The 24,230-nt window shown below is 52.2% G+C and carries 21 protein-coding genes; 7 read left to right on the forward strand and 14 right to left on the reverse strand.

Annotation, left to right across the window (positions count from 1 at the left end):
- The first annotated feature begins 198 nt into the window (after nt 1-198).
- Together HZS79_RS10715 and HZS79_RS10720 are read left to right on the forward strand one after the other, a co-directional pair.
- Nucleotides 199-858: a DUF1826 domain-containing protein gene (locus HZS79_RS10715; RefSeq protein ID WP_179927855.1), complete on the forward strand. Its 660-nt coding sequence runs from the start codon at nt 199-201 to the stop codon at nt 856-858.
- Nucleotides 859-1,014: 156 nt separating this feature from the next.
- A complete protein-coding gene (locus tag HZS79_RS10720; RefSeq protein WP_179927856.1) occupies nt 1,015-1,494 on the forward strand; it encodes a phosphate-starvation-inducible PsiE family protein in 480 nt (159 codons plus the stop codon).
- A 118-nt stretch (nt 1,495-1,612) separates the two neighbouring features.
- Here HZS79_RS10720 and HZS79_RS10725 read toward each other — a convergent pair whose 3' ends face one another.
- From HZS79_RS10725 to doeA, 12 genes are all read right to left on the reverse strand, one after another.
- Nucleotides 1,613-2,080 carry an S-ribosylhomocysteine lyase gene (locus HZS79_RS10725; protein WP_089039658.1) on the reverse strand — a complete coding sequence of 156 codons (468 nt, stop codon included), beginning with the start codon at nt 2,078-2,080 and terminating at the stop codon, nt 1,613-1,615.
- Between the two features lie 53 nt (nt 2,081-2,133).
- The gene (locus tag HZS79_RS10730; protein WP_172421693.1) at nt 2,134-2,481 is read right to left on the reverse strand and encodes a putative quinol monooxygenase; all 348 of its coding nucleotides are present in this window, start codon (nt 2,479-2,481) and stop codon (nt 2,134-2,136) included.
- A 61-nt stretch (nt 2,482-2,542) separates the two neighbouring features.
- Nucleotides 2,543-3,220, reverse strand: a complete 678-nt coding sequence (locus HZS79_RS10735) for a haloacid dehalogenase type II (RefSeq protein WP_162217750.1) — start codon at nt 3,218-3,220, stop codon at nt 2,543-2,545.
- A gap of 131 nt (nt 3,221-3,351) precedes the next feature.
- Nucleotides 3,352-4,785: an aspartate aminotransferase family protein gene (locus tag HZS79_RS10740; RefSeq protein ID WP_162217749.1), complete on the reverse strand. Its 1,434-nt coding sequence runs from the start codon at nt 4,783-4,785 to the stop codon at nt 3,352-3,354.
- A gap of 84 nt (nt 4,786-4,869) precedes the next feature.
- Nucleotides 4,870-6,366, reverse strand: a complete 1,497-nt coding sequence (locus HZS79_RS10745) for an NAD-dependent succinate-semialdehyde dehydrogenase (RefSeq protein ID WP_162217748.1) — start codon at nt 6,364-6,366, stop codon at nt 4,870-4,872.
- A 235-nt stretch (nt 6,367-6,601) separates the two neighbouring features.
- On the reverse strand, nt 6,602-9,379 hold the full coding sequence (locus HZS79_RS10750; RefSeq protein WP_162217747.1) for an aminotransferase class I/II-fold pyridoxal phosphate-dependent enzyme: 2,778 nt from the start codon (nt 9,377-9,379) through the stop codon (nt 6,602-6,604).
- Nucleotides 9,380-9,442: 63 nt separating this feature from the next.
- Complete coding sequence (locus HZS79_RS10755) at nt 9,443-10,426, reverse strand: C45 family autoproteolytic acyltransferase/hydrolase (RefSeq protein WP_246311452.1); 984 nt, start codon at nt 10,424-10,426, stop codon at nt 9,443-9,445.
- A 56-nt stretch (nt 10,427-10,482) separates the two neighbouring features.
- Entirely contained in the window at nt 10,483-11,955 is a 1,473-nt protein-coding gene (locus tag HZS79_RS10760; RefSeq protein ID WP_162217745.1) for a biotin carboxylase, read from the reverse strand.
- Between the two features lie 154 nt (nt 11,956-12,109).
- Complete coding sequence (locus tag HZS79_RS10765) at nt 12,110-12,979, reverse strand: carbon-nitrogen hydrolase family protein (protein ID WP_162217744.1); 870 nt, start codon at nt 12,977-12,979, stop codon at nt 12,110-12,112.
- Between the two features lie 169 nt (nt 12,980-13,148).
- A complete protein-coding gene (locus HZS79_RS10770; RefSeq protein ID WP_162217743.1) occupies nt 13,149-13,631 on the reverse strand; it encodes an Lrp/AsnC family transcriptional regulator in 483 nt (160 codons plus the stop codon).
- A gap of 8 nt (nt 13,632-13,639) precedes the next feature.
- The gene (gene doeB / locus HZS79_RS10775) at nt 13,640-14,671 is read right to left on the reverse strand and encodes a N(2)-acetyl-L-2,4-diaminobutanoate deacetylase DoeB (protein ID WP_162217742.1); all 1,032 of its coding nucleotides are present in this window, start codon (nt 14,669-14,671) and stop codon (nt 13,640-13,642) included.
- A gap of 83 nt (nt 14,672-14,754) precedes the next feature.
- On the reverse strand, nt 14,755-15,972 hold the full coding sequence (gene doeA / locus HZS79_RS10780) for an ectoine hydrolase DoeA (RefSeq protein WP_162217741.1): 1,218 nt from the start codon (nt 15,970-15,972) through the stop codon (nt 14,755-14,757).
- Nucleotides 15,973-16,178: 206 nt separating this feature from the next.
- Between doeA and HZS79_RS10785 the strand changes: the two genes are divergently transcribed.
- From HZS79_RS10785 to HZS79_RS10805, 5 genes are all read left to right on the forward strand, one after another.
- Nucleotides 16,179-17,114: a 2-hydroxyacid dehydrogenase gene (locus HZS79_RS10785; RefSeq protein WP_179927858.1), complete on the forward strand. Its 936-nt coding sequence runs from the start codon at nt 16,179-16,181 to the stop codon at nt 17,112-17,114.
- Nucleotides 17,115-17,211: 97 nt separating this feature from the next.
- On the forward strand, nt 17,212-17,928 hold the full coding sequence (locus HZS79_RS10790) for a hypothetical protein (protein WP_238401384.1): 717 nt from the start codon (nt 17,212-17,214) through the stop codon (nt 17,926-17,928).
- The gene (locus HZS79_RS10795) at nt 17,929-18,861 is read left to right on the forward strand and encodes a LysO family transporter (protein WP_162217738.1); all 933 of its coding nucleotides are present in this window, start codon (nt 17,929-17,931) and stop codon (nt 18,859-18,861) included.
- Nucleotides 18,862-18,945: 84 nt separating this feature from the next.
- Complete coding sequence (locus tag HZS79_RS10800; RefSeq protein ID WP_162217737.1) at nt 18,946-20,175, forward strand: spore maturation protein; 1,230 nt, start codon at nt 18,946-18,948, stop codon at nt 20,173-20,175.
- Between the two features lie 70 nt (nt 20,176-20,245).
- On the forward strand, nt 20,246-21,478 hold the full coding sequence (locus tag HZS79_RS10805) for a DUF3422 domain-containing protein (protein WP_179927859.1): 1,233 nt from the start codon (nt 20,246-20,248) through the stop codon (nt 21,476-21,478).
- Here HZS79_RS10805 and HZS79_RS10810 read toward each other — a convergent pair.
- Both HZS79_RS10810 and HZS79_RS10815 read right to left on the reverse strand, forming a co-directional pair.
- Complete coding sequence (locus HZS79_RS10810; RefSeq protein ID WP_179927860.1) at nt 21,475-22,500, reverse strand: asparaginase; 1,026 nt, start codon at nt 22,498-22,500, stop codon at nt 21,475-21,477. The genes HZS79_RS10805 and HZS79_RS10810 overlap by 4 nt on opposite strands.
- Nucleotides 22,501-22,536: 36 nt before the next feature.
- Nucleotides 22,537-24,000, reverse strand: coding sequence for an alanine/glycine:cation symporter family protein (locus tag HZS79_RS10815; RefSeq protein WP_162217734.1), 1,464 nt, complete (start codon nt 23,998-24,000; stop codon nt 22,537-22,539).
- Nucleotides 24,001-24,230 lie beyond the last annotated feature (230 nt).

Here is a 24,230-nt window from a genome sequence, read left to right on the forward strand (position 1 = left end):
GTGTTCGTTGTCGCTTCCGTAGTGCTAACTTGTCGAGTGGTATCAGGTTGCAATGTATAGCCTCCTTTTGATAAAAACGTTATAACATAACAAACACTCTCCCTGCGACCTAACTGTTAACTTCCATTGCTACTCTTCATGCTCCTAGCCACACGCAGGCATACGTACATTGCAGCCCCAACATAACCGGAGCCACTCATGTCTCTTAGCACATCACAGCCTAAAAAAACGCTGACGTTTCCCGAGCACGCTGCCCGTGACAGCGATATCAGCGTATTACCACGTATTTTTGAAGAATGCATCAATATCGCTATTCTTCAACGTACGCTGCCCGCGGAGATTGCCATGAGCGCCAACGCACAGTGCCATACATCACGCGCCTGGCAGTACTCATGGCTGGGGCCCCCTTCAGACGCCTTTAAAGCGGATTTACGCCGTCAGCTTCCGGAGCCTTCAGCGGGTGATGCACTAGTTGACGATGTAGCGACGATAGCAGACGCCATCGCGTACCTATTCGATACCGACACCGTAGGCATTCGACTGCGCTTATTAACCGCCGCCATGTGCCCACGATTTCACTGCGACAACTTGCCGGTACGTTTGGTAACCACGTATATAGGACCGGGCAGTGAGTGGTTGCCCGAACATGCCATCAACCGTGCAGGGCTGGGTGCCCCAACGCCTGACCGGCCAGATATTATCAACGACCCCGCCGCTATTCAGCGCATGCAGTCTGGTGACATTGCGTTGATTAAAGGCAGTGGCTGGGTGGGCTGCGAAGAGCACGGCTTAGTACATCGCAGTCCCTCCTTGGCCGAAGGGCAAAAGCGGCTACTACTAACAATAGACCCCGCCTGAGTAGCCCGCAGCATGGCCAATGGTGGGAACTAACTCACCCATCAGCATGACTATAATGCTGATGGGTGATACCGATAAGCGGTGATCAGCCACGTCACTGACTTTCAGCTAAGCCGCACCGGCCAGCGTCCCTTTCCGGTTCAAGAGGAAGCTTGAATGGACAAACACACCAATGAGGGGCAAAACCTCCCCCAGTTGCTCCACGACGAACTACCCGCAGAGCATGAAGACCCTTTGATCCGGCGCTTACACCTAATCATTCGCTACGCGGTTAAAGTGCTAGCGGTACTGATGGTTATGGTGATTATCTGGGGTGTGTTTGACGTTATTTACGTGCTGTACAGCAAGTTTATCGCGCCGCCCATGTTCCTGTTTGAAGTACAGGATATCTTTGTCATCTTCGGCGCATTTATGGTGGTACTGATCGCCGTCGAAATCTTTATCAACATCCGGCTGTATCTTGGCACCAATATCTTGCCCATTCGGCTAGTGGTGGCCACCGCACTAATGGCCATCGCACGCAAAGTCATCATTCTTGATATTAGCCTAATCACCGCCATGGAGATGCTGGGCATTGCAGCCATTGTGCTGGCATTGGGCGTTACCCACTGGCTAGTCGGCAAGCCCAACCAATAGGCGTAAACAGCGTTTTTTTGGCTGCCATGCAGCGGTCAAGCCATATAGCAAATGCCTAACACTAAAACGCCCCCAAGAAGGAGGCGTTTAATTAACAGTTAGCGCTTTCATTTACCGTTTAAGCAAATACGTCGGTCCACTCACTGCGCTTAGCCAGCAACCCTTTGGCTAGCGCTTGGGCACCTTCCAGGCTGTGGCTGGCAGCCCAGCCACACTGCATTTCATTACAGGCAGGTACTTCTGTGGCGGTCAACACATCGTTGAGCGTTTGCTCGATGATGCTTAGCACACCGTCATAATCGTCGTGATTGATCATTGCGATGTAGAAGCCGGTTTGGCAGCCCATCGGACTGATATCAACCACTTTATCGGTGTGGTTACGCGACATCTCAGCCATCAAATGCTCCAGGGAGTGCAGCGCAGGCATCTCCATGTGCTCTTTGTTGGGTTGGCAAATACGCAGATCGTACTTATGGATACGGTCGCCATTTTGGCCTTCTTTAATATCGGCCAAACGCACGTAAGGGGCTTTTACCTTGGTATGATCCAGGTTAAAGCTTTCGACGTTCATTTTCTTTTCAGTCATCTTGGCTCCGTCATCTTGGTATATCGCTTACTTATTCTACACCGTTACCGCTGTTATACCTTGGGAGCGTCGTAATTCCAGGGCTCGTCGGTGTAAACACACACGTTGGCATCTTCAATATCGCCATCGGGTGACTCGACGTGCTTAGCGAAAAAATCTTGAATCTCTTTGCGCTGGCAGTGGGCTTCAAACTCTTCACGGCTGGCCCAAATTTCATGAAACACGATTGGGTAGCTGGTACCTTGGGCAAACGGATTATCGATCTGCCGAGTCACGGTGTAGTGAATGCAAGCATCTTCACGATGCGTGTTGGGTTCGAGGCTCTGCAGTGCCTTAAATACCGCCTCTTCTTTTCCGGCTTTGGGCTTGAAGCTGGCGATACAGTAAATTTTTTCCGACATGGTCACATCCTAAGCGGTTAAGTGTGCATCATTATGCGGCTTGTCGATGCAGGTTAACAACCTAACGACTCATCCTCTCCGCCAGCGTTTCTAAATCAGACACCGTCATATCCGGTTCACCACCCCAAGGGTCGAACGGCGCATCAGGGTGACGACGCACCCAGGCACTGTGTAAACCTGCATGCGTGGCTCCAATCACATCAAAAGGATTGCTGGAAATCAGCCAAGTGTGTTCAGGGCGCGTTTCTAAACGTGTGCGTAAGTAGGCATATACCGCAGGGTCTGGCTTGAAGCGTTTCACATCATCAACACTCACCACCGCATCCACATGGCTTTCCACGCCTGCACGAACCAATAGTTGAGTGACCGCCTCTTGGGTGCCGTTAGAAAATGCCACGCAGCGAATGCCTGCATCGCGTAGTTGATCAAGGGCGGGCAGCACATCGGGGAAGGCGGGTAATTGCGCATAAACCGCCATTAATTGATCTTGGTCGTTATCAGAAAGACCCGCTTGCATCGCCCGGTCAGTAAATACTAATGCCTCCCTTGTGCACTCCGAAAACGGCACATAGGCTCCCATCAAGCCATGGCGAAAGCTGTATTCCAGCTGTTTTTCCCGCCAGCGCTTAGCAAACTCCCCTGCAGTGGTGGCGTCACTAAGGCGGCGTTCCAGCTCAACCGTTACCCCTTGGGTATCAATGAGCGTGCCGTAGACATCAAAGGCTAGTACCGGTTGCATGATAACTCCTGGCTTGGTGGATAGGATAATGATCGACGACGGGTGATCTCATGCATTTAGCATAGCTGCCCTCTTCAAAAACAAAAACGCCGCTGCGATAGGCAGCGGCGTTTGAAGAACATTAAGCGCTATTAAACCGTCAAGGCGGCTTCTTGCTCACCAGTTTTGAGGTCACCGGAACGCACCAGCTCATCGGTAACGCGGTCGATGGCGCGCTTGGCGCGGCCAATCATCTCGTCAACCTCCCCACGGTTAATGGTAAGTGGTGGTGCGAAGCCCAGAATATCGCCTTGTGGCATCGCACGGGCAATCAGATTCTCTTCCATTGCCGCTGCTGCGACACGCGGGCCAACTTTTAACGCTGGGTCGAAGTGCAGGCGTTGCTTGGCGTCTGGCGAGAACTCTAAGGCGGCCATTAGACCAACCCCGCGCACGTCGCCTAGCAGCGGATGACCTTCAAAGGTGGCCTTGAGCTGCTGCTGGAAGTAGCCGCCGGTTTCAGCAGAGTTACCCACTAGGTTTTCGCGTTCGATGATGTCCAGGTTAGCAAGGCCAGCGGCACAGCCCAGCGCGTGCCCCGAGTAGGTCCAGCCATGGCCGATGGGGCCAAACTCGCCGGTGCCTTGCTCCAGCACTTGCCATACTTTATCACCAACAATCACGCCAGACAGCGGCTGGTAAGCGCTAGTGAGACCTTTTGCAATAGTAATCAGATCAGGCTGCATGTTGTAGTGGTGGCTACCGAAGTCTGAACCGGTGCGGCCAAAACCACACACCACTTCATCAGCAATCAACAGCACGTCATATTTCTTCAATACTGCTTGGATAGCATCCCAATAGCCTTCTGGCGGCGGTACGATACCGCCCGTACCCAATACCGGCTCACCAATAAAGGCGGCGACAGTGTCCGGACCTTCTTCCAAAATCATCGCTTCCAGCTTCTCGGCACAGTAAGCAGAAAACTCAAGCTCTGTCATACCGTGCTGTTCAGCGGCGCGCAGGTAGTAGTGCGGCGCTTCGGTGTGGCGAATGGTGTCAATCGGCAGGTCAAAATGGTCGTGGAACGCTTTCAGGCCAGTCAGCGACCCAGAGGCGATGCCGGAACCGTGGTAGCCACGCATACGCGAGATCACTTTTTTCTTCTGCGGACGCCCCAGTACGTTATTGTAGTAGCGCACAATTTTAAGCTGAGTTTCGTTCGCATCAGAGCCGGACATGCCGTAGTAAACCTTGGACATGTTCATGCCGGCAATTTTCAGAATGCGCTCAGAAAGCTCAATTTGCGGCTCATTCGAGTGCCCCACATAGGTGTGGTAATAAGAAAGTTCTAACGCTTGCTTATAGATCGCTTCAGCGACCTCGGTGCGGCCATAGCCGATGTTAACGCAGTAAAGGCCCGCGAAGCCGTCGATAAACTCACGACCATCTTTGTCGACGATGTTAATGCCGTTGCCACCCGTAATAACACGGCCAGGCAAATCGCCATGGGCGAAGTCACGAAGGTGTGTAGAGGCGTGAAAAGTGACTTTACGGTCGCGTTCGATCAGATCCTGATGCAAGCTCATAACGTTCTCTCTATACAATAAACCTCCCCATTGCATGGGGAGGATGCTTTAAATTAATGAAACTGATTGGGTAACGGTGTGCTGTTAACTACCAGACACTGAGCCCAAGGCTCCCAGGCAGTAGTACTTTGTTTCTAAATACTCATCGATACCTGTCGCGCCGCCTTCGCGGCCAAGACCGGACTGTTTCACACCACCAAAAGGCACTGGCGGGCCGGTCATTTTCACTGAGTTGACGCTAACCATGCCGTACTCCAGCGCACGCATTAGCTTCCAAATGCGGCGAATATCATGGGTATAGATATAAGCCGCCAAGCCGTATTCAGTGTCATTGGCCATTTCAATGACTTCATCATCAGTACTATAAGCGGTAATACCGGCCACAGGTGCAAAGTTCTCTTCGCGCCACACTTTCATTTGTGGTGTTACATTGGTCAGCAACACCGGCATAAAGAAGTTTTCGCCGGGTGCTTGGCTTTGGTCACCCGCGACCATCGTGGCACCTTTGGAAATCGCATCATCGACAATCGATGCTGCTTTTTCGACAGCCTGACGATGAATCAGCGGACCAAGGTCAACCTCCCCATGCAAGCCGTTACCCACGGTAAGTGCCGCCATACGCTCGGTAAACTGCTCAACAAATTCATCATGGATGGATTCGTGAACCAGAATGCGGTTGGCTGCTAGACAGTCTTGCCCCGCCGTTTGGAATTTGGCCGACACCGCGGCATAAGCTGCCTCTTTGGGATCCATATCCGGCCCAACGATAAACGGCGCATTGCCACCTAGCTCCAGCGATAGCCGCTTGACTGTGTTTGCGCTCTGCTCAATCAACAAACGGCCGACGCGAGTGGAGCCTGTGAAAGAGAGCGCTCGGATACGCGGCTCGCTGCACAAAATTTTCGAGACGTCTGCAGGGTCGCCCAGCACGACGTTAAAAATACCTTCTGGAATCCCAGCCCGCTCGGCAAGCTCCGCCAACGCCAGCGCAGAGAACGGCGTTTCATTGGCAGGCTTGATGATCACTGGGCAGCCTGCAGCGAGTGCCGCCGCTGCTTTGCGGGTAATCATGGCCAACGGAAAATTCCACGGTGTAATCATCGCCGCAATGCCTACCGGCTCCTTAATGGTGCCGAGTGATGCATTGGGGATATGGCTAGGAATGGTTTCACCATAGGTGCGTTTACCTTCTTCCGCGAACCAACGCACGAAGCTTGCACCATACTCTACTTCACCGCGAGCATCGGGCATCGGCTTGCCCTGTTCTAGCGTCATGATGGTGGCAAGATCTTCACGGTTGGCTTGAATCAGGTCGTACCATGCCAACAGACGCTCGCAGCGCTCATCTGCGCGCAAAGCACGCCAATGAACAAAGGCTGCTTCAGCAGCATCAACAGCAGCGGTAATTTGTTCGGCTTCCAACAACGGAATATGGCCAATGGCTTCATTTGTCGCGGGGTCATACACCGCTTCTTCGCGGCCGCCGTCACCGTGGGTCCATTTACCGTCTACGTAGGCGTACTGCCGAAACAGACGCGGATCTTCCAAGCGCTTAGTGAGCGTGGTCGATAGTGTGGTCATGGGCACCTCCCCAGGTTGCAGCCAGTTACGGTGAAGCCAATCGTGGGCGACACACCGTTGCATATAAGATGTTGCATAAACTATAGGTAAACAGCCCAACGTCTCGTTGGGCTGTTTTAGTGTGTCTAGCGTAAGGGAGATGCCGCACGAAGTGTTTTTGAAAGCGCCGGAGAATTCCGGCACTTTTTTTGTGAAAGCCTACTTTAAAGTGTGTTTTTTTGGCAGCGCCGTTTTTTTACCCCGCCGCAGGATTGATTAAGGCCTCCTCAGTAAACACCACCAGCCCTAACTCCGGCCGATAACCATGAATTTCGGTGACATCTAGCGCCTGTAGAAACGACAAAATTTCTTCGCTAATGACTTGCCCTGGCACTAACACCGGAAATCCTGGTGGATAGGGAATAACAAAACTTGCGGACACAACATCGCGTCCAGCACGCATTTGTGCCTGCAACTTGCCATTATCAAAGCGTAGGTACTCGGTATTTTCTTCGTCGTAACTCAGAAAATAGGCGCAACGAATATCGCCCTGGGGCGTATCGGGATTCGGCCGGAAGGCATCGTGAAAGCGACTGAAGTCAGGCAACGGCGGCAGATCATGATTCAGCGAATGCACCTGACTTTCGATGATCTTGCGCTCGGGGCGGCTGCTATCTTCCAAGCGGTATTCGAACTCTTTAGCCAATTTGATTAGTACATCCAGCAAGTAGGCAATTGACCCTCGCGTGGTGCCAATATTGGTCATGAACAGCACGGTGTTGCGTGAGGTCTTGTTAATTTGAATACCGTACTTATTCATCAGGTATTCGTTTTTGAAGGTATCACCATCAACGCCTGTATTGCCGATGGCAATGGTCACGCGGGAAGGGTCAACGACAAACTCGTCACGCGCCCAGGCCTCCTCCATTTTGTTCCAACCCGTCACTGGGTCAAAGTATGACTCTACACCCGACTCGCGGTAGGCCTCGGGCACCATGTCGCTATTCTTCAACACGCGGAAATACTTCTGCAGCAATGGGTGGGTATAGAGCTGTTCGCGTAGCGAAAGCGCCGTTTCTACCTGGGCATGCACCAGTTCGAAACCTTCCATTTCCGCCTGCATTCTTCCCACATCCAGTGATGCCACAATCTGATAATTGGGTGAGGTAGAGGTGTGGGTCATGTAGGCTTCATGGAAAGAAGCCTCCACTTTCTGGCGAAAATCCTGATCCCACACGTGAATCATCGAGCCTTGACGCAACGAGGTAAGCGTTTTGTGGGTCGAGTGGGTCGCATAGGTACGAATGCGCACCTCGTCCGGGTCAGGCATCAGCCGCTGGTCAAGCCAGGTCGCGTCATCTTCTGGATCAAGCTTATCAAACTCAGCTTTCCAAGCCGCATACTCTTCTCGGTAACTCTCGCTGCGATAACGATCTCTCAGCGTACGTGCTGCATTCATGGCGGTACGTGGCCGATACGTCGGGTTAAAACCCGCGAAGGCGAACCATGCTTCATCCCACAGAAACACCAGATCCGGCTTGATTGCCAGGCACTCTTCCATCACTCGACGCACGTTATAGACAATGCCGTCGAAAGTGCAGTTGGTCAGCAGTAGCATCTTAACTTTGTGCAGTTGGCCGGAACGCTTGTAGGACAGCAGCGTTTTCTTGATTTCATGCAGCGGCACCGCACCGTACATGGAATAATCGTCGAGTGGATAGGAGTCCAGGTAACTAACATGGGCACCAGCTAACACCATGCCGTAATGATGCGACTTGTGACAGTCACGGTCGATTAACACAATATCGCGTGGCTTAATTAGCGCCTGAACGACAATTTTATTGGCGGTGGAGGTGCCATTGGTAACAAAGAAGCTACTGCGGGCGCCGAACGCTCGGGCGGCGTACTCTTGCGCCTTTTTAATCGGCCCAAAGGGTTGCAGCAGTGAGTCTAGTCCTCCTGATGTTGCTGATGTCTCTGCCAGAAAAATATTAATGCCGTAGAAATCGATCATATGCCCTGCCCAATGGGAACGGGTCACCGACTTGCCCCTGGAAATGGGCATGGCATGAAACACCCCCGTGGGCTTTCTACTGTATTCACGCAGAGCATCAAAAAATGGTGTGCGATAGCGATTATCAATGGCTCGTAGAATCGTATGATGCTGCTCAATATAATCCGTTTCACGATAGAAGATGCGGTTGAAGTGCTTAATATCTCGACTGGCCGTGGCTTCAACATCTCCGCTAGTCACCAGAAATTGATCAATTTCAGGGCGCAGCTCATGAATCATCGAACTCAGCAGAATACTGCGTTCGGCTTCGCTATGGTGCTCCAGCTCGTTTTCTGAGAGCCCCTCCAGATAATTACGCAAAGCACTGAGGTTATACTTGGATTTATACGGAAACTCGTAGCGGATCAGACAGGCCTGTATATTTGGATTTACCAATATGGCAATCAACGCATCTTCAAAGCTTTTTACCGTTACCACATCGTAAACAAAGCGATCTTCAGGACGACGCATATTGTGAAACGCTTCACGCACCACGTCTTCTTCCTGGTTAGAAAGGTTATCCACGATCAACAGTTCAAAGTAGGGCTGTGCCGAACTGTTAGACGCAGGGTGCCCACGACGTAGTTGGTTAAGAGCGTCCAGTGCCTCCATGTCTTCAGCACCGGCATCGGTCTCAGAAAGATCCACGTGTCGCCGACGGTAGGACTCACTGATTAACGCCCTTACCAAACGCTTAACGACTTTATCCAACAGCGCATATTCGGCGCGATTAAATAGCGTCCAAAGGTGGCGAAAATCCTCTTTAGATGGAAACGCGTGGTAGTCCTCAATGATCTCTAAGCGTGTCAACTTGATATCGATAGCTTTGATCAAGTTCTTGGCACGATCCTCTTCTTTAAGACGCGTCAAAATACCCAAGTCACGCTTCAGTTCATTCCAGGTATCAGCACGAAGTTGGGAAATTTTGTGATAAAAACCCAGGGCGGTGTAGGAAGTTTCGGTTAGATTATTCTCTTGCATGACGACACCCATCCTTTGTAGGTATTTATCTGGAAAGACACTTGCCTCAGCAACAGCACTCAATCAGCCGTACAGCCCACGCGAGCCATAGCGCACGGTAATTTGTTCCTCCGGAAACACATCAAAGTTCAAATCCAGCACTCTACCGGGCCAGCGGAATTGGGTAAGCCTTTCCTTGGTGCGATATACCGCGGTATACACTGTGCCCAAACCACGTCGATAGTCGTGACGGAACAGAGGGGGAGCGGAAAATGCCGAAATTAGCCGCTCGTCTGTCGTGGCGTCGTCGTCCACCAGAATCGAGAGCTGACGCTCGCGAATCAAAGTTTCTGAGGCCAGCGCATGGGCATACCATTCAATTTTCTTTTGGTGATTGGTAGCCACGGCCACCCGCCGGATACTGGCACGACGATCCGGCGCAATCATCGCCGTGACATAGCGCCCAGCTGCATCCGCGACGGTAATGTTGTAAGCCATATGGGTAGGCACTCTTTCAAGTACCTTCGCCGCTTCGGGCACCGTATCGCAGAACTCGAGAATGTAGCGAAGAATAATCGGCGCACCGAAGCCATCTCCCACTACCTTGCGCCCACCAAATGCCAGAGAAACAGCAAGCCCTGAATCGTTCATCCCGTCTAGCACACCCCATAGGCAGTCAGACATCGCGATGACACGACGCTGGTTCCAGCGCGTGTAAAGAATAGTGCCCTCGCACAACTCCGGCGGGTAATCATAGTTGCGTGCCAACACGGTGGAGGTTGGCCTTGTCAGTACCGCCTGTGAGCAACCGGTAATATACGGCGGCGGACGGTACAAACTCAGCAGCCGTGACGAAAGATCACCACCACCGGCTACTGCGCACAACGTGCGGTAAGTATCCAGCAATTCGGGCATGTGCTTGCGTAAGGCGTTATAACACTCCAGATAGGAGGGACGCTCACGCTCACCTTCGGCCAGGTACCAGGGCTCATAGGCAGGCCAATGGTAATGGAACAACGACTGCCACTTTGACCCCGCCACCTCTTCATGCACGGTGCGAAACGTCAAGGCCTTGTCCAGCTCCACACCAGGCGCTCGGCCTGCAGCAAAGTTGCTGTCCATGATTAAAGAATTTTGAAGTTGCCACCGCCGATAGCATGGCTGACGGCAACTTCCTCCACCACTGGGTCTTGCAACGCCTGTCCTGTGTACTGATTGCGGATGCCGTCTATCCACGCTTTGGCCCGCGCGTTTAACTGGAAGTCATCATCCATTAACCGGCCTCGGGTAATCAAAATGCCAAGATCGGCCCCTTCATAGCGGAAGTCTCCAGCGCCACTAATGCGTAGGAAAAAGGCTTCATGCTCATTTTCTGCCGCATGGGGATGGTAGCTGTAATGATCGTAAGCAATCTCGCCCTGATCATTCATGCGCCAGACTCCTGTCGTGGGTGCTTGCGTTAACAGGTCAACGCTTTCATCGGTATGTTTGATAACCAGCTGGCTCCAGCTGTCGACACTTTCAGGATGCGCCCAGCGCTCATTGATATCATTGATATCCAAGTCAAATTCGACGTCTGAAAACTCGAGCAAGTGAAACAGGAACAACGGAATATCGGAGTGGGCAAACGCCGCCACATTTGTCAGGGAGCTTGCCCCAGTCACACGTGGGTTAAGCTCACCTAGATACACTTCATTGGTGTCCATATCGATCAGGAAATCGAGTTCAAAATATCCTCGATAGCCTTCTTCGCGCAGTGCCTCACCAAATTTAAAGGTGTATTCGCGCGCTAAATCACGCACTTCCTGACTAAAGGCGCCAGCGAACATTTCGTTGCCACACCAACCACCCTTATAAGGAGTCAATGTTTTGAAACCTACAAGCTCTGTCATCAACGGGCCAACGACCGTACCGCAACGCGTGGCGCACGCTTCTATCGCCGAGCCGCGACAGTTGATGCGCTTCATGATCTTGACCTCGGGTTCGGCTTCGATCTCTTCGGCGTGCTTGTAATAGTCCTCTTCACTGGCAATAAAGAAGGTGGTGTGACCTGAATCGCCAAACGCGGTCTGTACCACCAAATCATTACCGAGTTCCTGGCTTACCTCGATGAGCTCCTGGTAACTGCCTACCTTGGCAAGCACGTTGGGCACGCTGGGGACGCCTGCTTTATTACCGATGCGCACCGTTTCAATTTTGTTATCCATCCGCTTACGCAGCTCGGCTGGGGGGAAGGCAACCCGCAGACCTAACTGCTCACAAATTTCTTCGGTGTGCTCATCGAACATTAAAAATGATGCCACCCCAGCACTTTCGCCATTGGCTCGTGATTGAATAAAATCAATCACTTCTTTGTGCTCAAGCAAATAATTATTAATGTCTTCAATGCTTTCAAAGTCGCGGGGAAACTTCTGCTTGGGCACAAAGACATTACGCTGCTTACCTTCAAAGCAGTCGATATAATTAATATGGCGGAAGCTCCCCACCCAATCACCGATACCCAGAAGATTGAAGTTGGTCGCAGAAATAAAGTAAACCGGCTCTTTATTATTTAGGAAATGTCTACGAACATCTGCAATGGACGTTATTTTATTCATTGTTGTCGCTCCTTGTATGACAGGTACTGAAGGCTGTGTGGAACTAGTGCTGCCTAGGAGTTTCGCTACATATCCCGATAGACGCCTAAAGTGATCTTTCAATTTGGCGTGAAACCCTCTCTGTTCTTGTTTTTTGGTCAAGCCAAATAGACTCCTAAAAAATGTCTTGGTCAGTACGTACCGGCTTAGCAAGTGGTCCTAAGGTGTCAAGGAAAGCCGAGGACCCATTTTCGCTACGGTATATCGAGAAATCGACCTCTCGGTCACGGAAACTTTTCAGCGGCTGCCCCAAACCGCGCAACCCAGTTTCACGCTCTCGGCGAACGCGGTTGAGGTCAATTTCGATCGGTATGACTTCTTCACCAATACCCGCTTGATGAATTACATCGCCTGAAGGGCCAACTACGATGGAGCGACCATTACCCAGTGCGCCAGCACCATTGATATCGAAAAAGTAGCACTGGTTGATCGCCGCATTGGTGCGGGCAATCGACAACTCGATATCTCGGTCAATGGTGTCGGTCATGGTGGGGTGAAGAATCACCTCAGCCCCCATGGAAGCCAGGGTACGAGTCGTTTCGGGGAACCACATGTCATAACAGATAGAAACGCCAAAGCGGCCTATCGTGGGTACATCAAAAACCACAAACTCACTACCACTTTCTACGCCGGCTTCATAAGGGCGAAACGGAAACATTTTGCGGTAACGGGTGACGACGTGCCCCAGCGGGTTAATCACGACCAAGGTATTGTAAGTATGCTCGCCAACTTGTTCGAACATTGAGCCAGGAATTAGCCAGATGCGGTGCTGCGCGGCTAGCTGGCAAAAGAATGCTTCCGTATCACTGGGCAGCGTTTGCGCATGGTGCGGTGAAGCTCCCATGGGCATTAATTCGCTGAACAGCACCATTTGAACCTGAGGAAAACGGCTCATCAGCGCATCGATCCGATGGCGCATGGCCTCGGTATTGTCGCCATGGTGCAGGGCATGCATTTGAACACCGGCAATGGTGAAATACGACATTAGCTTCTCTCTGCGTCAGGCGATCTGACTGTGTTAGCTTAGCGGATTAGTTTGGGTATCTTTCACTAAGCTTGTGGTGAATGGCCTTAATTTTCATGTTAAGCCAACGGAACGCTGAAATGGCGTTGATCAAACACCTGGATAAATTGTTAAATCCAGCTTACAAACCCTAAGCATTACAAAAACCGATTGAGCCAATATCCGGCTCAGCTCGCTTGACCGATTTAGTCACAATATAGGTGAAATAACGCTCTATTCCGACGTCTGAGACCAGCCAACTATCGATCAAACGTTGATAATTATCGATGGAAAACACCTCAAACTTCACCAGGTAATCCACACCGCCACCTACCGCCACGCACTCGGTAACATCTGGTGTTTGCATAACCAAGGCTTCAAAGCGGGCGAAGCTCTCAGCATTGTGCTGTTTGAGTTCGATCTGCACCCATACGGGGTTCCGTGGCATCAGGACATCGGCATTAATTCGCGCCGAATACCCTTCAATAACCCCAGCCTTTTCCAGTCGCTTTACTCGCTCCCAACAGGGGCTCACCGAAAGATTGATGGCTTCGGCCAGCTTCGACTTAGTGATCCGCCCATCCCGAGAGAGAATATCAAGAATTTTTAAATCATAACGGTCCAGTTTCATCATGCTGGTTGTCACGCCTCCAGGCGTTCAACAACATCGGCAATCACCGCCAGGGTATCCCCCATATTGATTAACGATGGCGCACGGCGAGCCATTAAGATGCCGTCGCGCTCCGCTTTGTAAGCAACAGGAGCCGTTCCGCTGCGGGTCATGTCGTAGACATAAGCAATGGTTTGGCCTTTTTTCACTTCGTCACCCAGTGCCACTAACAGCTCTAGCACGCCTGAATGCTGGCTTTGCACATAACAGCTGGCATCTGGCATATCGAGGTACATCTGCCCACCCTCAGGCATTTCCACTTTGCCTTGCACCAAACCGTAATGGATTAAAAAATTGCGCACGCCACGCTCAGCAATCGCAATGCTTTGCGGGGTGGACGTACCACCGCCGCCAAGTTCAGTGGCCACAAACACTTTGCCCTGACGCTCGCAGGCAGTGTCGAACAGTTTTTCTGCGTCCAGCTCGAACATTACCATGGCGTAGGGAGCACCGAACGCTTTGGCACCTTCCAGAGCGGCCTGTTGCTGGTGCTTGTCATCCAGCACGTGAGACGCACCAAACGGCAGAATGTCCAGCGTGCGTCCACCAGAGTGCAGATCGAGCACCACATCGCTAATAGGTACCAGTACGCGGGTAAAGTAATCAGCGATTTGCGACGTTACGGTGCCGTTCGGATCGCCCGGAAAACTACGATTCAAGTTGCCCTTATCCATGGGTGAAGTGCGTTTACCCGCCATGACCGCTGGCGTGTTCATGCACGGCACGATAATCACGCGCCCACTCACCTCTTCCGCCTTCAACGTGGAAGAGAGTTTCAGCAACGAGGTGATGCCTTCGTACTCATCGCCATGATTCCCACCGGTTAACAACGCGGTAGGCCCTTCACCATTTTTCACCACGGTCACCGGAATCATTACCGCGCCCCAGGCGGACTCATCGGTGGAAATCGGTAGTTTTAAAAAACCGTGCTGTACGCCATCGGCGTCAAAATCAACGGTGGCTGAAATAGGACTGGGCCGCAGTTGGTTCGCTTGAAGCGTCATTGTGTTGTCCTTATATTCCAAAAATAATTACTTAGCGTAGTTAATTAAAAAACAGTTAATTAAAGGTAGTTACTTAAAGATAGTTACTTAACAAATAACTGGCGCGGAAAGTTGGCCAGCGTTTCACAACCAGTTTCTGTGATCAGAATGCTTTCGGTAATTTCCAGGCCCCAGTCATCTACCCAAAGCCCGGGCATAAAGTGGAACGTCATACCTGGCTCAAGAATCGTTTCGTCTGAAGGACGTAGGCTCATGGTACGCTCACCCCAATCTGGCGGGTACGAGATACCAATGGGATAACCACAGCGAGCGCCGCCACGGTCAAAACCGTACTTATCCATTGCCGCACCCAGCGCCATGGCAATATCCGCCGTACGATTACCGGGTTTAGCCACTGCCAGCCCACTCTCAATACCTTCCAACAAGGCAGATTCAGCACGAATAAAGTCTGTCGGCGGCGTACCGAGAAACACGGTGCGCGACATCGGCGCATGGTAGCGCTTAAACACACCGGCAATTTCGAAGAACGTGCCTTCCCCTTTGCGAAATGGCGTGTCGTCCCAGGTAAGGTGCGGTGCCGCAGCGTCTTTTCCTGTAGGCAGCATAGGTACAATGGCAGGGTAATCACCGCCAAACACTTTGCCGTTTTCGTCAATAAACCCTTCAATACCCACGCGGTAAATTTCTGAGACCAGCTTACTTTTCGGCAGCCCAGGCTCAATAACCTCCAAAATACGCGTGTGCATGCCCTCAACGATTTTTGCCGCCACACGCATGTAAGCTATTTCTTGAGGCGACTTAATCGCTCGGCACCAGTTCACCAGAGCGTTGGCATCCATAAAGCGCGCATGGGGAAGCTCACGCAGCAGACTTTGATACGCTTTGGCTGAGAAGTAGTAGTTATCCATCTCCATGCCCACCACACCGGTATGCCAGCCACGATCAGGCATGATCGACTGGGCCAGATACTCCATGGGGTGCATGTCTGGGTTCTGAACATAGTAATCTGGATAGTACGTGATATTTTCAGGGTCTATCCAGCAGGTACGCAGCGCGCCGTTGGCATCCATACGACGGCCAAACCATACTGGTTCGCCCTCAAGGCCAACGAGCACACACTGATGCACATAGAAAGACCAGCCGTCGTAGCCGGTCAACCAAGCCATATTGGAAGGATCACTGACGATCAAAACGTCAATACCACGGCCCGCCATCTCTGCGCGCACTTTCCAAAGCCGATTAGCGTACTCTTCACGTGTGAAGGGCAGGGAAACCTGAGTCGTCATCGGGCAACTCGTCATCAAAGGGATCACCAAGAACCGAAAAAGCGACTCTCGTCGCTTTCTCGGACCACCGGATCGACCTGGCCACCCCCGCAGTAGGCCCGCCAATGTCGTCTTAAGGCGATACTAGCACCACACCTCGGTTGCGGGTCAAAGTCTTTATGACAAAAATCACCCTAAGCTGCAGTGGTGTAACCATAGTTAATATAGAACAAGGAGAGAAAATGAAAATCGTCGTGCATATCGATGATGCTGCGCAGTGGCAGGCAGCATTTGCAGAAGCATTGCCACAGGCTACTGTACTGACAAGTGATGCCTCAAAAGAGGAGCGTAAAAACGCCGACTACCTTGCCGTTTGGAAAGCACCGGAGCATTTACTCCAGGAACAAACCCAGCTTAAGGGCATTATCAACCTGGGCGCAGGTGTCGACTACCTGTTAAAAACGCCTGGCATACCAAGCGATGTTCCTATCGTGAAGTTACGTGATGCTGGCATGGGCGAGTTAATGGCAGATTACGTGCTATATGGTGTGCTGCACTTCTACCGCAGCATGGACCACTATGCTTCCCAACAGAAGAGCACCGTCTGGCAGCCCCATGACGTGCCTGAAAAAGCGCAGTGGCCAGTCGGCATTTTAGGTCTTGGGGCAATCGGTCGCTTTGTGGCTACGTATCTGTCGCAAGCGGGGTTTCCGGTACTGGGATGGAGCCGCTCGCCTAAAGAGATTAATGGCGTGCGCTGCCTGCACGGTGACGACGGGCTTGATGAGTTGCTTGGTCAAGTGCACAGCGTGGTCACCATTTTACCAGATACTGCCGCCACTAAAGGTATTCTCAATGCTGAACGGCTAGCGAAACTGCCCAAAGGCGCTAGCGTGATTAACCCTGGCCGAGGCAGTTTAATTGATGAGCAGGCGCTGTTAGATGCGCTAGGCGATAAGGAAGGTGCTGGGCACTTACGTGGCGCCCTGCTAGACGTCTTCTGTGAAGAGCCACTTCCTGTCGACCACCCTTTGTGGCAGCATCCTAAGGTCATTGTCACCCCTCATATGGCGGCGCCAACGCCATTACACGAGGCGGTTGATCAAGCCATTGATTACATAAAAGCTTTTGAAGCAGGCGAAGTACTGGCCACTGTTAACCCGAACACCGGCTACTGATGCTATAAGACGCGCTCGCTAAGCGGTGTCTGGGAACCAAGTGCCCACTAAAGGCTCTTAGGAAAACACTATGAGGGAGGAAGGGCCTGTGCGACACATGTTGAGAGACTCCATCAAAAGATCGCTGGCGGGCGCGATATTCGGTGCCAGCACTCTGGCTATCTGCGGCTTGAACTCAGCAAGTGCAGCTCAGCCAGATGAGGCGCTGTCTTTACAACCGCCAAAGCCCTTCCAGGCACAGTATCGGCTGGAATTACGTGGCTGGCCCAATGCGACCATTACTCACACGCTGAGCAATGAAGGAAGTCACTGGCTAAGTTCTATGAACTTTTCCGTTGCCGTTGCCAGAGGTGAAGAACGTAGTCGATTTTCGGTAAACGAAAACACGACTCACTCGTTGCTCTATAACAGCAGCTACTCGTTATTCGGAATTGGCGATAGCTATCAGCTTAACGAACGCGACCTCGGTAATCTTGACCGTCAAGCAGCGCTGTTTGACCTTTCCCGACGTGCAGGTCATGAACATTGCACTGAGAGTGCGCCTTGCGATGTCAACTTTGTCGATCATCGCGGCCGTGACGAGCACTTCAAATATTATGCCACCGAGCCCAGTATGATTAACGTGCCGGCAGGTACATTTGAAGCGCATCGCGTCACATTAATTGATGTAGAAAAACCTGATCGTCATCTGCAGATTAACTTCCATCCTGAGTGGCCAGGGCTCATCCTCTCAGCGGAATACCAAAAAGAAGGACGCCGACAAACTCACCTTACCATGACCCAATTCAACCCCGCCGGGAGTAACGCACCCTAAATGCTCTCTGGCTTATTGATCGTATTGCTGCCTCTGGTACTGGGCTATATGGTACCTGTTCGTTCTGGCCAGCTACTTAGCCTAATTAACCAAGCCGTAAGTGGCTCGGTCTACGCCATTTTGCTGTTTATGGGAGTGAGCTTGGCAGGGCTTGAGAACCTAGCTAGCCAGCTTTCAAGGCTGGGTGGCTATGCACTGCTGCTGTTTAGTATTACTACGGTATTTAACCTAGCTGCACTATGGTGGCTTTCCTACCGAGTGGCGCTAAAAGCCGGCCACTCCCCCGTCGTCAAAGACGCCCCCACCAGTAAGCTGGCCGCCATGCTGGGGTCATTAATGCTAGTAGGCGTCGTGATCGGTGGCGTAGCGCTGGGATTGCTGCTCGGCCCACTCGTCGGGGAAGTGCTATTTACCACCGCAGACTGGCTTGCAGAGTGGGTACTTTATGCACTATTGGTGCTGATTGGCTGCCAATTACGCAACTCCGGCATGCCACTTAAACAAATTTTGCTGAATCGCCTTGGGCTTGCCATCGCGGCAACTCTTGCACTGAGTTCACTACTGGCCGGTTTGCTAGCCGCCCCACTGCTTTCTCTGAGCTGGAATGAAGGCTTAGCCATGGCATCAGGCTTTGGCTGGTATTCACTTTCTGCCATTTTAATTGGTGACCAGCTTGGCCCATTAATGGGCGGCGTAGCGTTTTTCAACGATCTAACACGCGAACTGCTGGCTTTTATTCTGATTCCGCTCGTTATTCACCGCCACACCGCGCTAGCTATTGGCTATGGTGGCGCTACCTCCATGGATTTCACGCTACCGGTGATTCAACAGCACGGCGGTGTGGCCTGCGTCCCTATTGCGGTAGTCAGCGGATTTATCCTTTCGTTACTTTCTCCGCCGTTAATTCTGTTTTTTCTTTCGCTTTCGAGTTAGCGATAGCAGGCGCTCATTGGGTAGGATACCTAGCGTTCTTTGTTTAAAACGCTCTTAATTTGTTGATCAGGATCTCCACCCACCATGCTAAACGGAATTTGGTTAAGTTTTTTTATCGCCGCATTTGCTGCGTCTCTCTGGCAGTGGTTAGTCGGTGGCGATAGCGAGATTTTTGCGCGCTTAGTGCAGTCGCTATTTGATATGGCGCGGATCAGCGTGGATATTATTTTGGTGCTGCTTGGCACCATGACGCTGTGGCTAGGCTTTCTTTCTATTGCTGAAAAAGCTGGGCTGATTCGTCTACTAGGGCGCATTCTCGATCCCCTTTTCTGCCGTTTGATGCCCGACGTGCCCCGTGGCCACCCTGCTATGGGGCTCATTAGTATGAACTTTGCAGCGAATATTCTAGGGCTAGATAACGCGGCAACCCCTATCGGCATTAAAGCCATGCACTCGCTGCAGGAACTCAACCCCAGCAGAGATACCGCCAGTAACGCTCAGATTCTTTTTCTGGTGCTCAACACCTCCTCGCTGACGCTGTTGCCGGTGACCATTTTCATGTACCGCGCCCAACAGGGGGCTGAAGACCCGACGCTGGTGTTCCTACCCATTCTGCTAGCCACCAGCGCGTCCAGCTTAGCGGGACTACTCGCTGTTGCACTGATGCAACGCTTAAAGCTCTGGCAACCCGTGGTACTAGCCTATTTGGTTGCTGCAGCACTTGCCTTGGGGTTATTAATCACCACGCTGGCGGGGATGTCAGCACAGGCCTTGGCGGCAGCCTCCACCTTAGTCGGCAACCTAACGCTATTCGGCATTGTGATGATGTTTTTAGTGGTTGGAGCGCTGCGCGGGGTAAAAGTGTATGACGCCTTTATCGAAGGCGCCAAAGAGGGGGTAAGTTTTACCATTACGCTACTCCCGTACTTAATCGCCATGCTGGTAGCAGTGGGCGTACTGCGGGCTAGTGGCGTGTTGGATGCAGGACTAAGCGGTATTCGCTGGCTGATAGAAGGCATTGGCTGGGACACACGTTTTGTCGATGCGTTGCCTACCGCCTTTGTGAAGCCACTTTCCGGCAGCGGCGCACGGGCCATGATGATCGAGACCATGGATACCTTTGGCGTCGATAGCTTTCCTGGGTTACTGGCCGCCACCATGCAAGGCAGCACCGAAACAACGTTTTACGTGTTAGCGGTCTATTTTGGCGCAGTGGGGATTAGCCGGATTCGCCATGGCTTGGGTTGCGCACTTTTCGCCGACGCTGCGGGCATTATCACTGCGATTGCGGTGTGCTACTGGTTCTTTGGCTAACACAACTTGGCAGCTACGTTAGCCATCAGGTTAGTTATTCGTAACAACAATAGACTAGGTAATTTGCTTCATGCATGCTCAACACACGGCATTACATAACGAGCTTCACGCGAGGCCTCCCCTTTATTTTGAGGGGCCTGCTTGCCTTCATCATTACGCCTTCACGCTTGAAGGCGATGACGTTAATACGTTGCTTAACCGCCTAGCGGAGGTGACCGAGGTCATTGTCACTCCCGAACAGGTGCAACAAATAGTCAGTTGCCAGGGCTGCTCGGTGAAATGGGAGCGCCACACCGAATTTTTTACGCTGACGATCAAGCACGACAACAATAGCAACCCTCGACTATGGCCAACACCGCCTACTTTTTTAGCCAATGTGCTAGCAGAGTTTGCCGATCAAATGATCAGTGCCAGCGTATTGCGCGTAGAAACCGCCAATCGTTGGGCAGGTAGTGTGGACGCCTATGGATTAGATCAGCCAGCGGGCTCAACGGTGGGCGGCGGTGATGCCACAGTTTGGAGCGACTTCAATCTGGATGATCAGCAAAGAAACCGATTGCTGATAGTTAACGATAATCTGGATAGCTACCGACTGGGCAGGATGGCGAGACGCTTATTTGATATCGAGACTTACCGCATAATGGCGATGCTGGCGCTACCGGAAGCCAAAGCGCTCAGCAGCGAGCTGCAACACTACGAAACTGAGCTGTCAGCGCTCTCCCATCAACACGCTGAACAGCACACCTCGCCTGCAGAACCATTGCTCAACGCCTTGACTCTACTCTCGGCAAAACTCGAGCGCTGCGGCGTACAAACACGTCAGCGATTTAGCGCGACCGATGCCTATGCCAACATCGTGTTGGCGCGCATCAATGAACTGCGCGAAGAACGAATAGGCAACTATCCTCGGCTTGGCATGTTTATTTTGCGTCGCTTTGAGCCTGCCGTGCGTTACTGCGATGCCATGAACCGCCGTGTGGAAACGTTAGCCACCAGTGCCACACGATTAAACGACTTGTTGCGCACCCGCACCCAGGTCGAAATCGAGGGACAAAACTATAAAATCTTGCAGAGCTTGGATGCCCGCGCTAGCAGCCAGCTAAAAATCCAAAAGGCCGTTGAAGGCCTCTCGATTATTGTCATTAGCTACTACATTTTCAGCTTAATGAAATTAGGGCTGGAAAGCTTAAGAGCGCTAGGTGTTGATATCGAACCCAATGCTGCTGCAGTCGTGATAGCCCCCTTGGGCACGCTTATTATAGCCGCCCTGACCTGGCGAATTTGGAAGGTAAAAAAGCACTAGCACGCAACTCGTGAGCTACACTCGCCTCGTAGTGAACCGCTTAGAGCCTTGCGCAATGCAGGGCCGCTCATTCCACGGCCTAGCAGTACCGTGAGCTTCGCCACGGCGGCTTCTAACGTGATATCGCTCCCTGCAATCACACCGGCTTGGTTCAGCGCCGCGCCGGTGGCGTAGGCGCCCTGAACGACCTCCCCTTGGGCACACTGAGTCACGTTGATCAGTGCTACCCCTCGTTCATTAGCAGCCGTTAACGCCTTGAGCAGCTCGCCTTTAAAGCTGGGTGGGTTGCCCACGCCATAGCTATGCAGAATCACGCCTTTTAGACGTTCATCAGCCAGCAGCGCCTTCGCGCGGCGCAGCGACATACCAGGATGAAGCGGCAAGATCGCTACCGTCTCATCATCCACCTCAATGGGCGCAAAGTTAGGCAGTCCGCTCAGTAGCGCAGAGGGCTGTGGAAAGGTCATACCGATGCCAAGCTCGGCAAGCCAGGGGAAATTAGGAGAGTCGAAGGCATCTAAGCCCTGAGTGCGCACCTTGCGCGCACGATTACCGCGCAGTAATCGGTCGTGAAAAGCCAGACTGACTTCACAAGGTGTTGCGGGGTGCTCCACCAGTTGCAGTGCGCTGACGAGATTATTCAGCGCATCGCTGCGGGGCTCACCCAAAGGAATTTGGGAGCCGGTGAAAATCACCGGCTTGTTTAGTGTGCCGAGCATAAACGACAGCGCAGCGGCGCTATACGCCATAGTATCGGTGCCGTGCAGCACCACAAACGCATCGTATGCCTGCCAGTGGCTTTCTAACTGGGCCACTAAGCGGTTCCAGGCATCGGGCATTAGCTCGGCGCTATCAATCAACGGCTGCATTTCAACCACATCGAACGTAGGTAGACTGTCAGGATCACCTACCGATAAATGTATTGCTAAACGATCAGCCAGCCCCGCGCAGGGCACATATCCTTGAGGCGATGGCTGCATACCAATGGTGCCACCAGTGTAGAGCATGAGTACGCGGGGCATGGTGACTCCTTATCGAATTGACACGTGCTTGAATGGTTACTTGGCCGGTACGTTTTCCAAGCGCTGCTTTAACGCCTCGGCCTCTTCAGGCTCCAGCTCCCACGCTTTCGGATCTAGCTCAAGATCTGGGTGTTGATTGGCATCGAAAATTGGCTGCTTGATGCCCTGGCGACGCTGACTATCAAAGTCATTAAGAATGCGCAGGCCACATTTGAACAGCAGAATCAACGCCACTAAGTTCACCACTGCCAATAGCCCCATGGTGACATCGGCAAAGCCGAACACAGTGCCAAGATCAGTGGTCGCTCCCCAGCACACCAGCAACACAATGGCCACACGGAAGGCGTTAAACAGGTTCTGGTTATCACGACTGAAGAAGTTCAGGCTGTTCTCGCCCAGGTAGTAGTTGTACAAAATAGTGCTGAACGCAAACAACAATAGAGCGAGACTGACAAAGGTGCGACCCCATTCGCCTACATGGTCGGCAAGTGCCGCCTGGGTGAGGGCGATACCTTCAACGCCAGCGCCTGTGGCCGGGTCGTACACACCACTGAGCAGAATCAAAAATGCCGTAGCTGAACAGATAATCACGGTATCGATAAACACCGAAAACGCCTGCACGATACCTTGGTTGGCTGGGTGCGGTACGTAGGCTACCGCCGCCACATTGGGCGCACTGCCCAGACCCGCTTCGTTAGAAAACAGGCCACGCTTTAAGCCCATCATAATGGCAGCACCAATACCGCCACCCACCACCGGTTCAAGGCCAAAGGCACTTTTTACAATTAGCGCAATAACGCTGGGGATTTCACCAATGTTCATGGCAATAACCAGCAGCGCAATGGCGATATAGCTAACCGCCATAAAGGGCACCAAATACTCCGAGATGCGCGCGATACGTTTGATACCACCAAAAATAATCAGCCCGACCAACATGGCCAAGGCGATGCCGCTGTAAAGCACCGGAACACCAAAAGCGTCACCAAACGAAGTCGCTACCGCATAGGATTGCAGTGCGGTAAAAGCAAAACCGAAGGTTAACAGCAATAGCACCGAGTAAAACGCAGCCAACCAGCGCCACTGTTTACCCAGCCCCTTAACAATGTAGTACGCCGGGCCACCTCGGTAAGTGCCGTCACCTTCTGATTCTTTGTAGGTTTGCGCCAAGGTACACTCTAAAAAGCTAGTCGCCATCCCCATTAGGCCTACCAGCCACATCCAGAAAATAGCCCCCGGGCCACCTAGCGTAATCGCGACCGCCACGCCGGCAATATTACCGCCCCCTACGCGGCCCGCCACTGATAGAACAAGTGCCTGAAACGAACTTAAGTGGCCGTGCTTGTTACGCTTAAAGGCTTGACCAGACCCCAGTATGCGAAACATTTGGCCGAAATAGCGAAACTGCACAAAGCGGGATGCAACGGTAAAACCGATGCCAACGCCTACCAGCAGTACTAGCAGTACCTTTCCCCAGAGGAGCTCATTGAGCATATCAAGCATGTGATGTTCTCCGCGTTCTTGTATTAGCGTTATGTTGAAATTCGCGTCGTTTTATTTCGCGCTTTTTTGAAATCGTGCCGCGGAGAACGTTTTACCAAGCATGAAGCAGAAATAAATTTGGCGCAGCGATGCAGTTGTGTGCACTGACTGCGCCAATTACTGCACCAAAGTGCATCACATAAAAAAACGGTGCGCGCCCTTTAAGGCTGCACACCGCTCGATCACATCCG

The organism is Vreelandella zhaodongensis (assembly GCF_013415115.1).
Taxonomy (GTDB): Bacteria; Pseudomonadota; Gammaproteobacteria; order Pseudomonadales; family Halomonadaceae; genus Vreelandella; species Vreelandella zhaodongensis.

Coding starts and splice junctions, on each gene's coding strand:
- HZS79_RS10715 (WP_179927855.1), top strand. CDS start 199: ATGTCTCTTAGCACATCACAGCCTAAAAAAACGCTGACGTTTCCCGAG.
- HZS79_RS10720 (WP_179927856.1), top strand. CDS start 1,015: ATGGACAAACACACCAATGAGGGGCAAAACCTCCCCCAGTTGCTCCAC.
- HZS79_RS10725 (WP_089039658.1), bottom strand. CDS start 2,080: ATGACTGAAAAGAAAATGAACGTCGAAAGCTTTAACCTGGATCATACC.
- HZS79_RS10730 (WP_172421693.1), bottom strand. CDS start 2,481: ATGTCGGAAAAAATTTACTGTATCGCCAGCTTCAAGCCCAAAGCCGGA.
- HZS79_RS10735 (WP_162217750.1), bottom strand. CDS start 3,220: ATGCAACCGGTACTAGCCTTTGATGTCTACGGCACGCTCATTGATACC.
- HZS79_RS10740 (WP_162217749.1), bottom strand. CDS start 4,785: ATGAGCTTGCATCAGGATCTGATCGAACGCGACCGTAAAGTCACTTTT.
- HZS79_RS10745 (WP_162217748.1), bottom strand. CDS start 6,366: ATGACCACACTATCGACCACGCTCACTAAGCGCTTGGAAGATCCGCGT.
- HZS79_RS10750 (WP_162217747.1), bottom strand. CDS start 9,379: ATGCAAGAGAATAATCTAACCGAAACTTCCTACACCGCCCTGGGTTTT.
- HZS79_RS10760 (WP_162217745.1), bottom strand. CDS start 11,955: ATGAATAAAATAACGTCCATTGCAGATGTTCGTAGACATTTCCTAAAT.
- HZS79_RS10765 (WP_162217744.1), bottom strand. CDS start 12,979: ATGTCGTATTTCACCATTGCCGGTGTTCAAATGCATGCCCTGCACCAT.
- HZS79_RS10770 (WP_162217743.1), bottom strand. CDS start 13,631: ATGATGAAACTGGACCGTTATGATTTAAAAATTCTTGATATTCTCTCT.
- doeB (WP_162217742.1), bottom strand. CDS start 14,671: ATGACGCTTCAAGCGAACCAACTGCGGCCCAGTCCTATTTCAGCCACC.
- doeA (WP_162217741.1), bottom strand. CDS start 15,972: ATGACGAGTTGCCCGATGACGACTCAGGTTTCCCTGCCCTTCACACGT.
- HZS79_RS10785 (WP_179927858.1), top strand. CDS start 16,179: ATGAAAATCGTCGTGCATATCGATGATGCTGCGCAGTGGCAGGCAGCA.
- HZS79_RS10790 (WP_238401384.1), top strand. CDS start 17,212: ATGTTGAGAGACTCCATCAAAAGATCGCTGGCGGGCGCGATATTCGGT.
- HZS79_RS10795 (WP_162217738.1), top strand. CDS start 17,929: ATGCTCTCTGGCTTATTGATCGTATTGCTGCCTCTGGTACTGGGCTAT.
- HZS79_RS10800 (WP_162217737.1), top strand. CDS start 18,946: ATGCTAAACGGAATTTGGTTAAGTTTTTTTATCGCCGCATTTGCTGCG.
- HZS79_RS10805 (WP_179927859.1), top strand. CDS start 20,246: ATGCATGCTCAACACACGGCATTACATAACGAGCTTCACGCGAGGCCT.
- HZS79_RS10810 (WP_179927860.1), bottom strand. CDS start 22,500: ATGCCCCGCGTACTCATGCTCTACACTGGTGGCACCATTGGTATGCAG.
- HZS79_RS10815 (WP_162217734.1), bottom strand. CDS start 24,000: ATGCTTGATATGCTCAATGAGCTCCTCTGGGGAAAGGTACTGCTAGTA.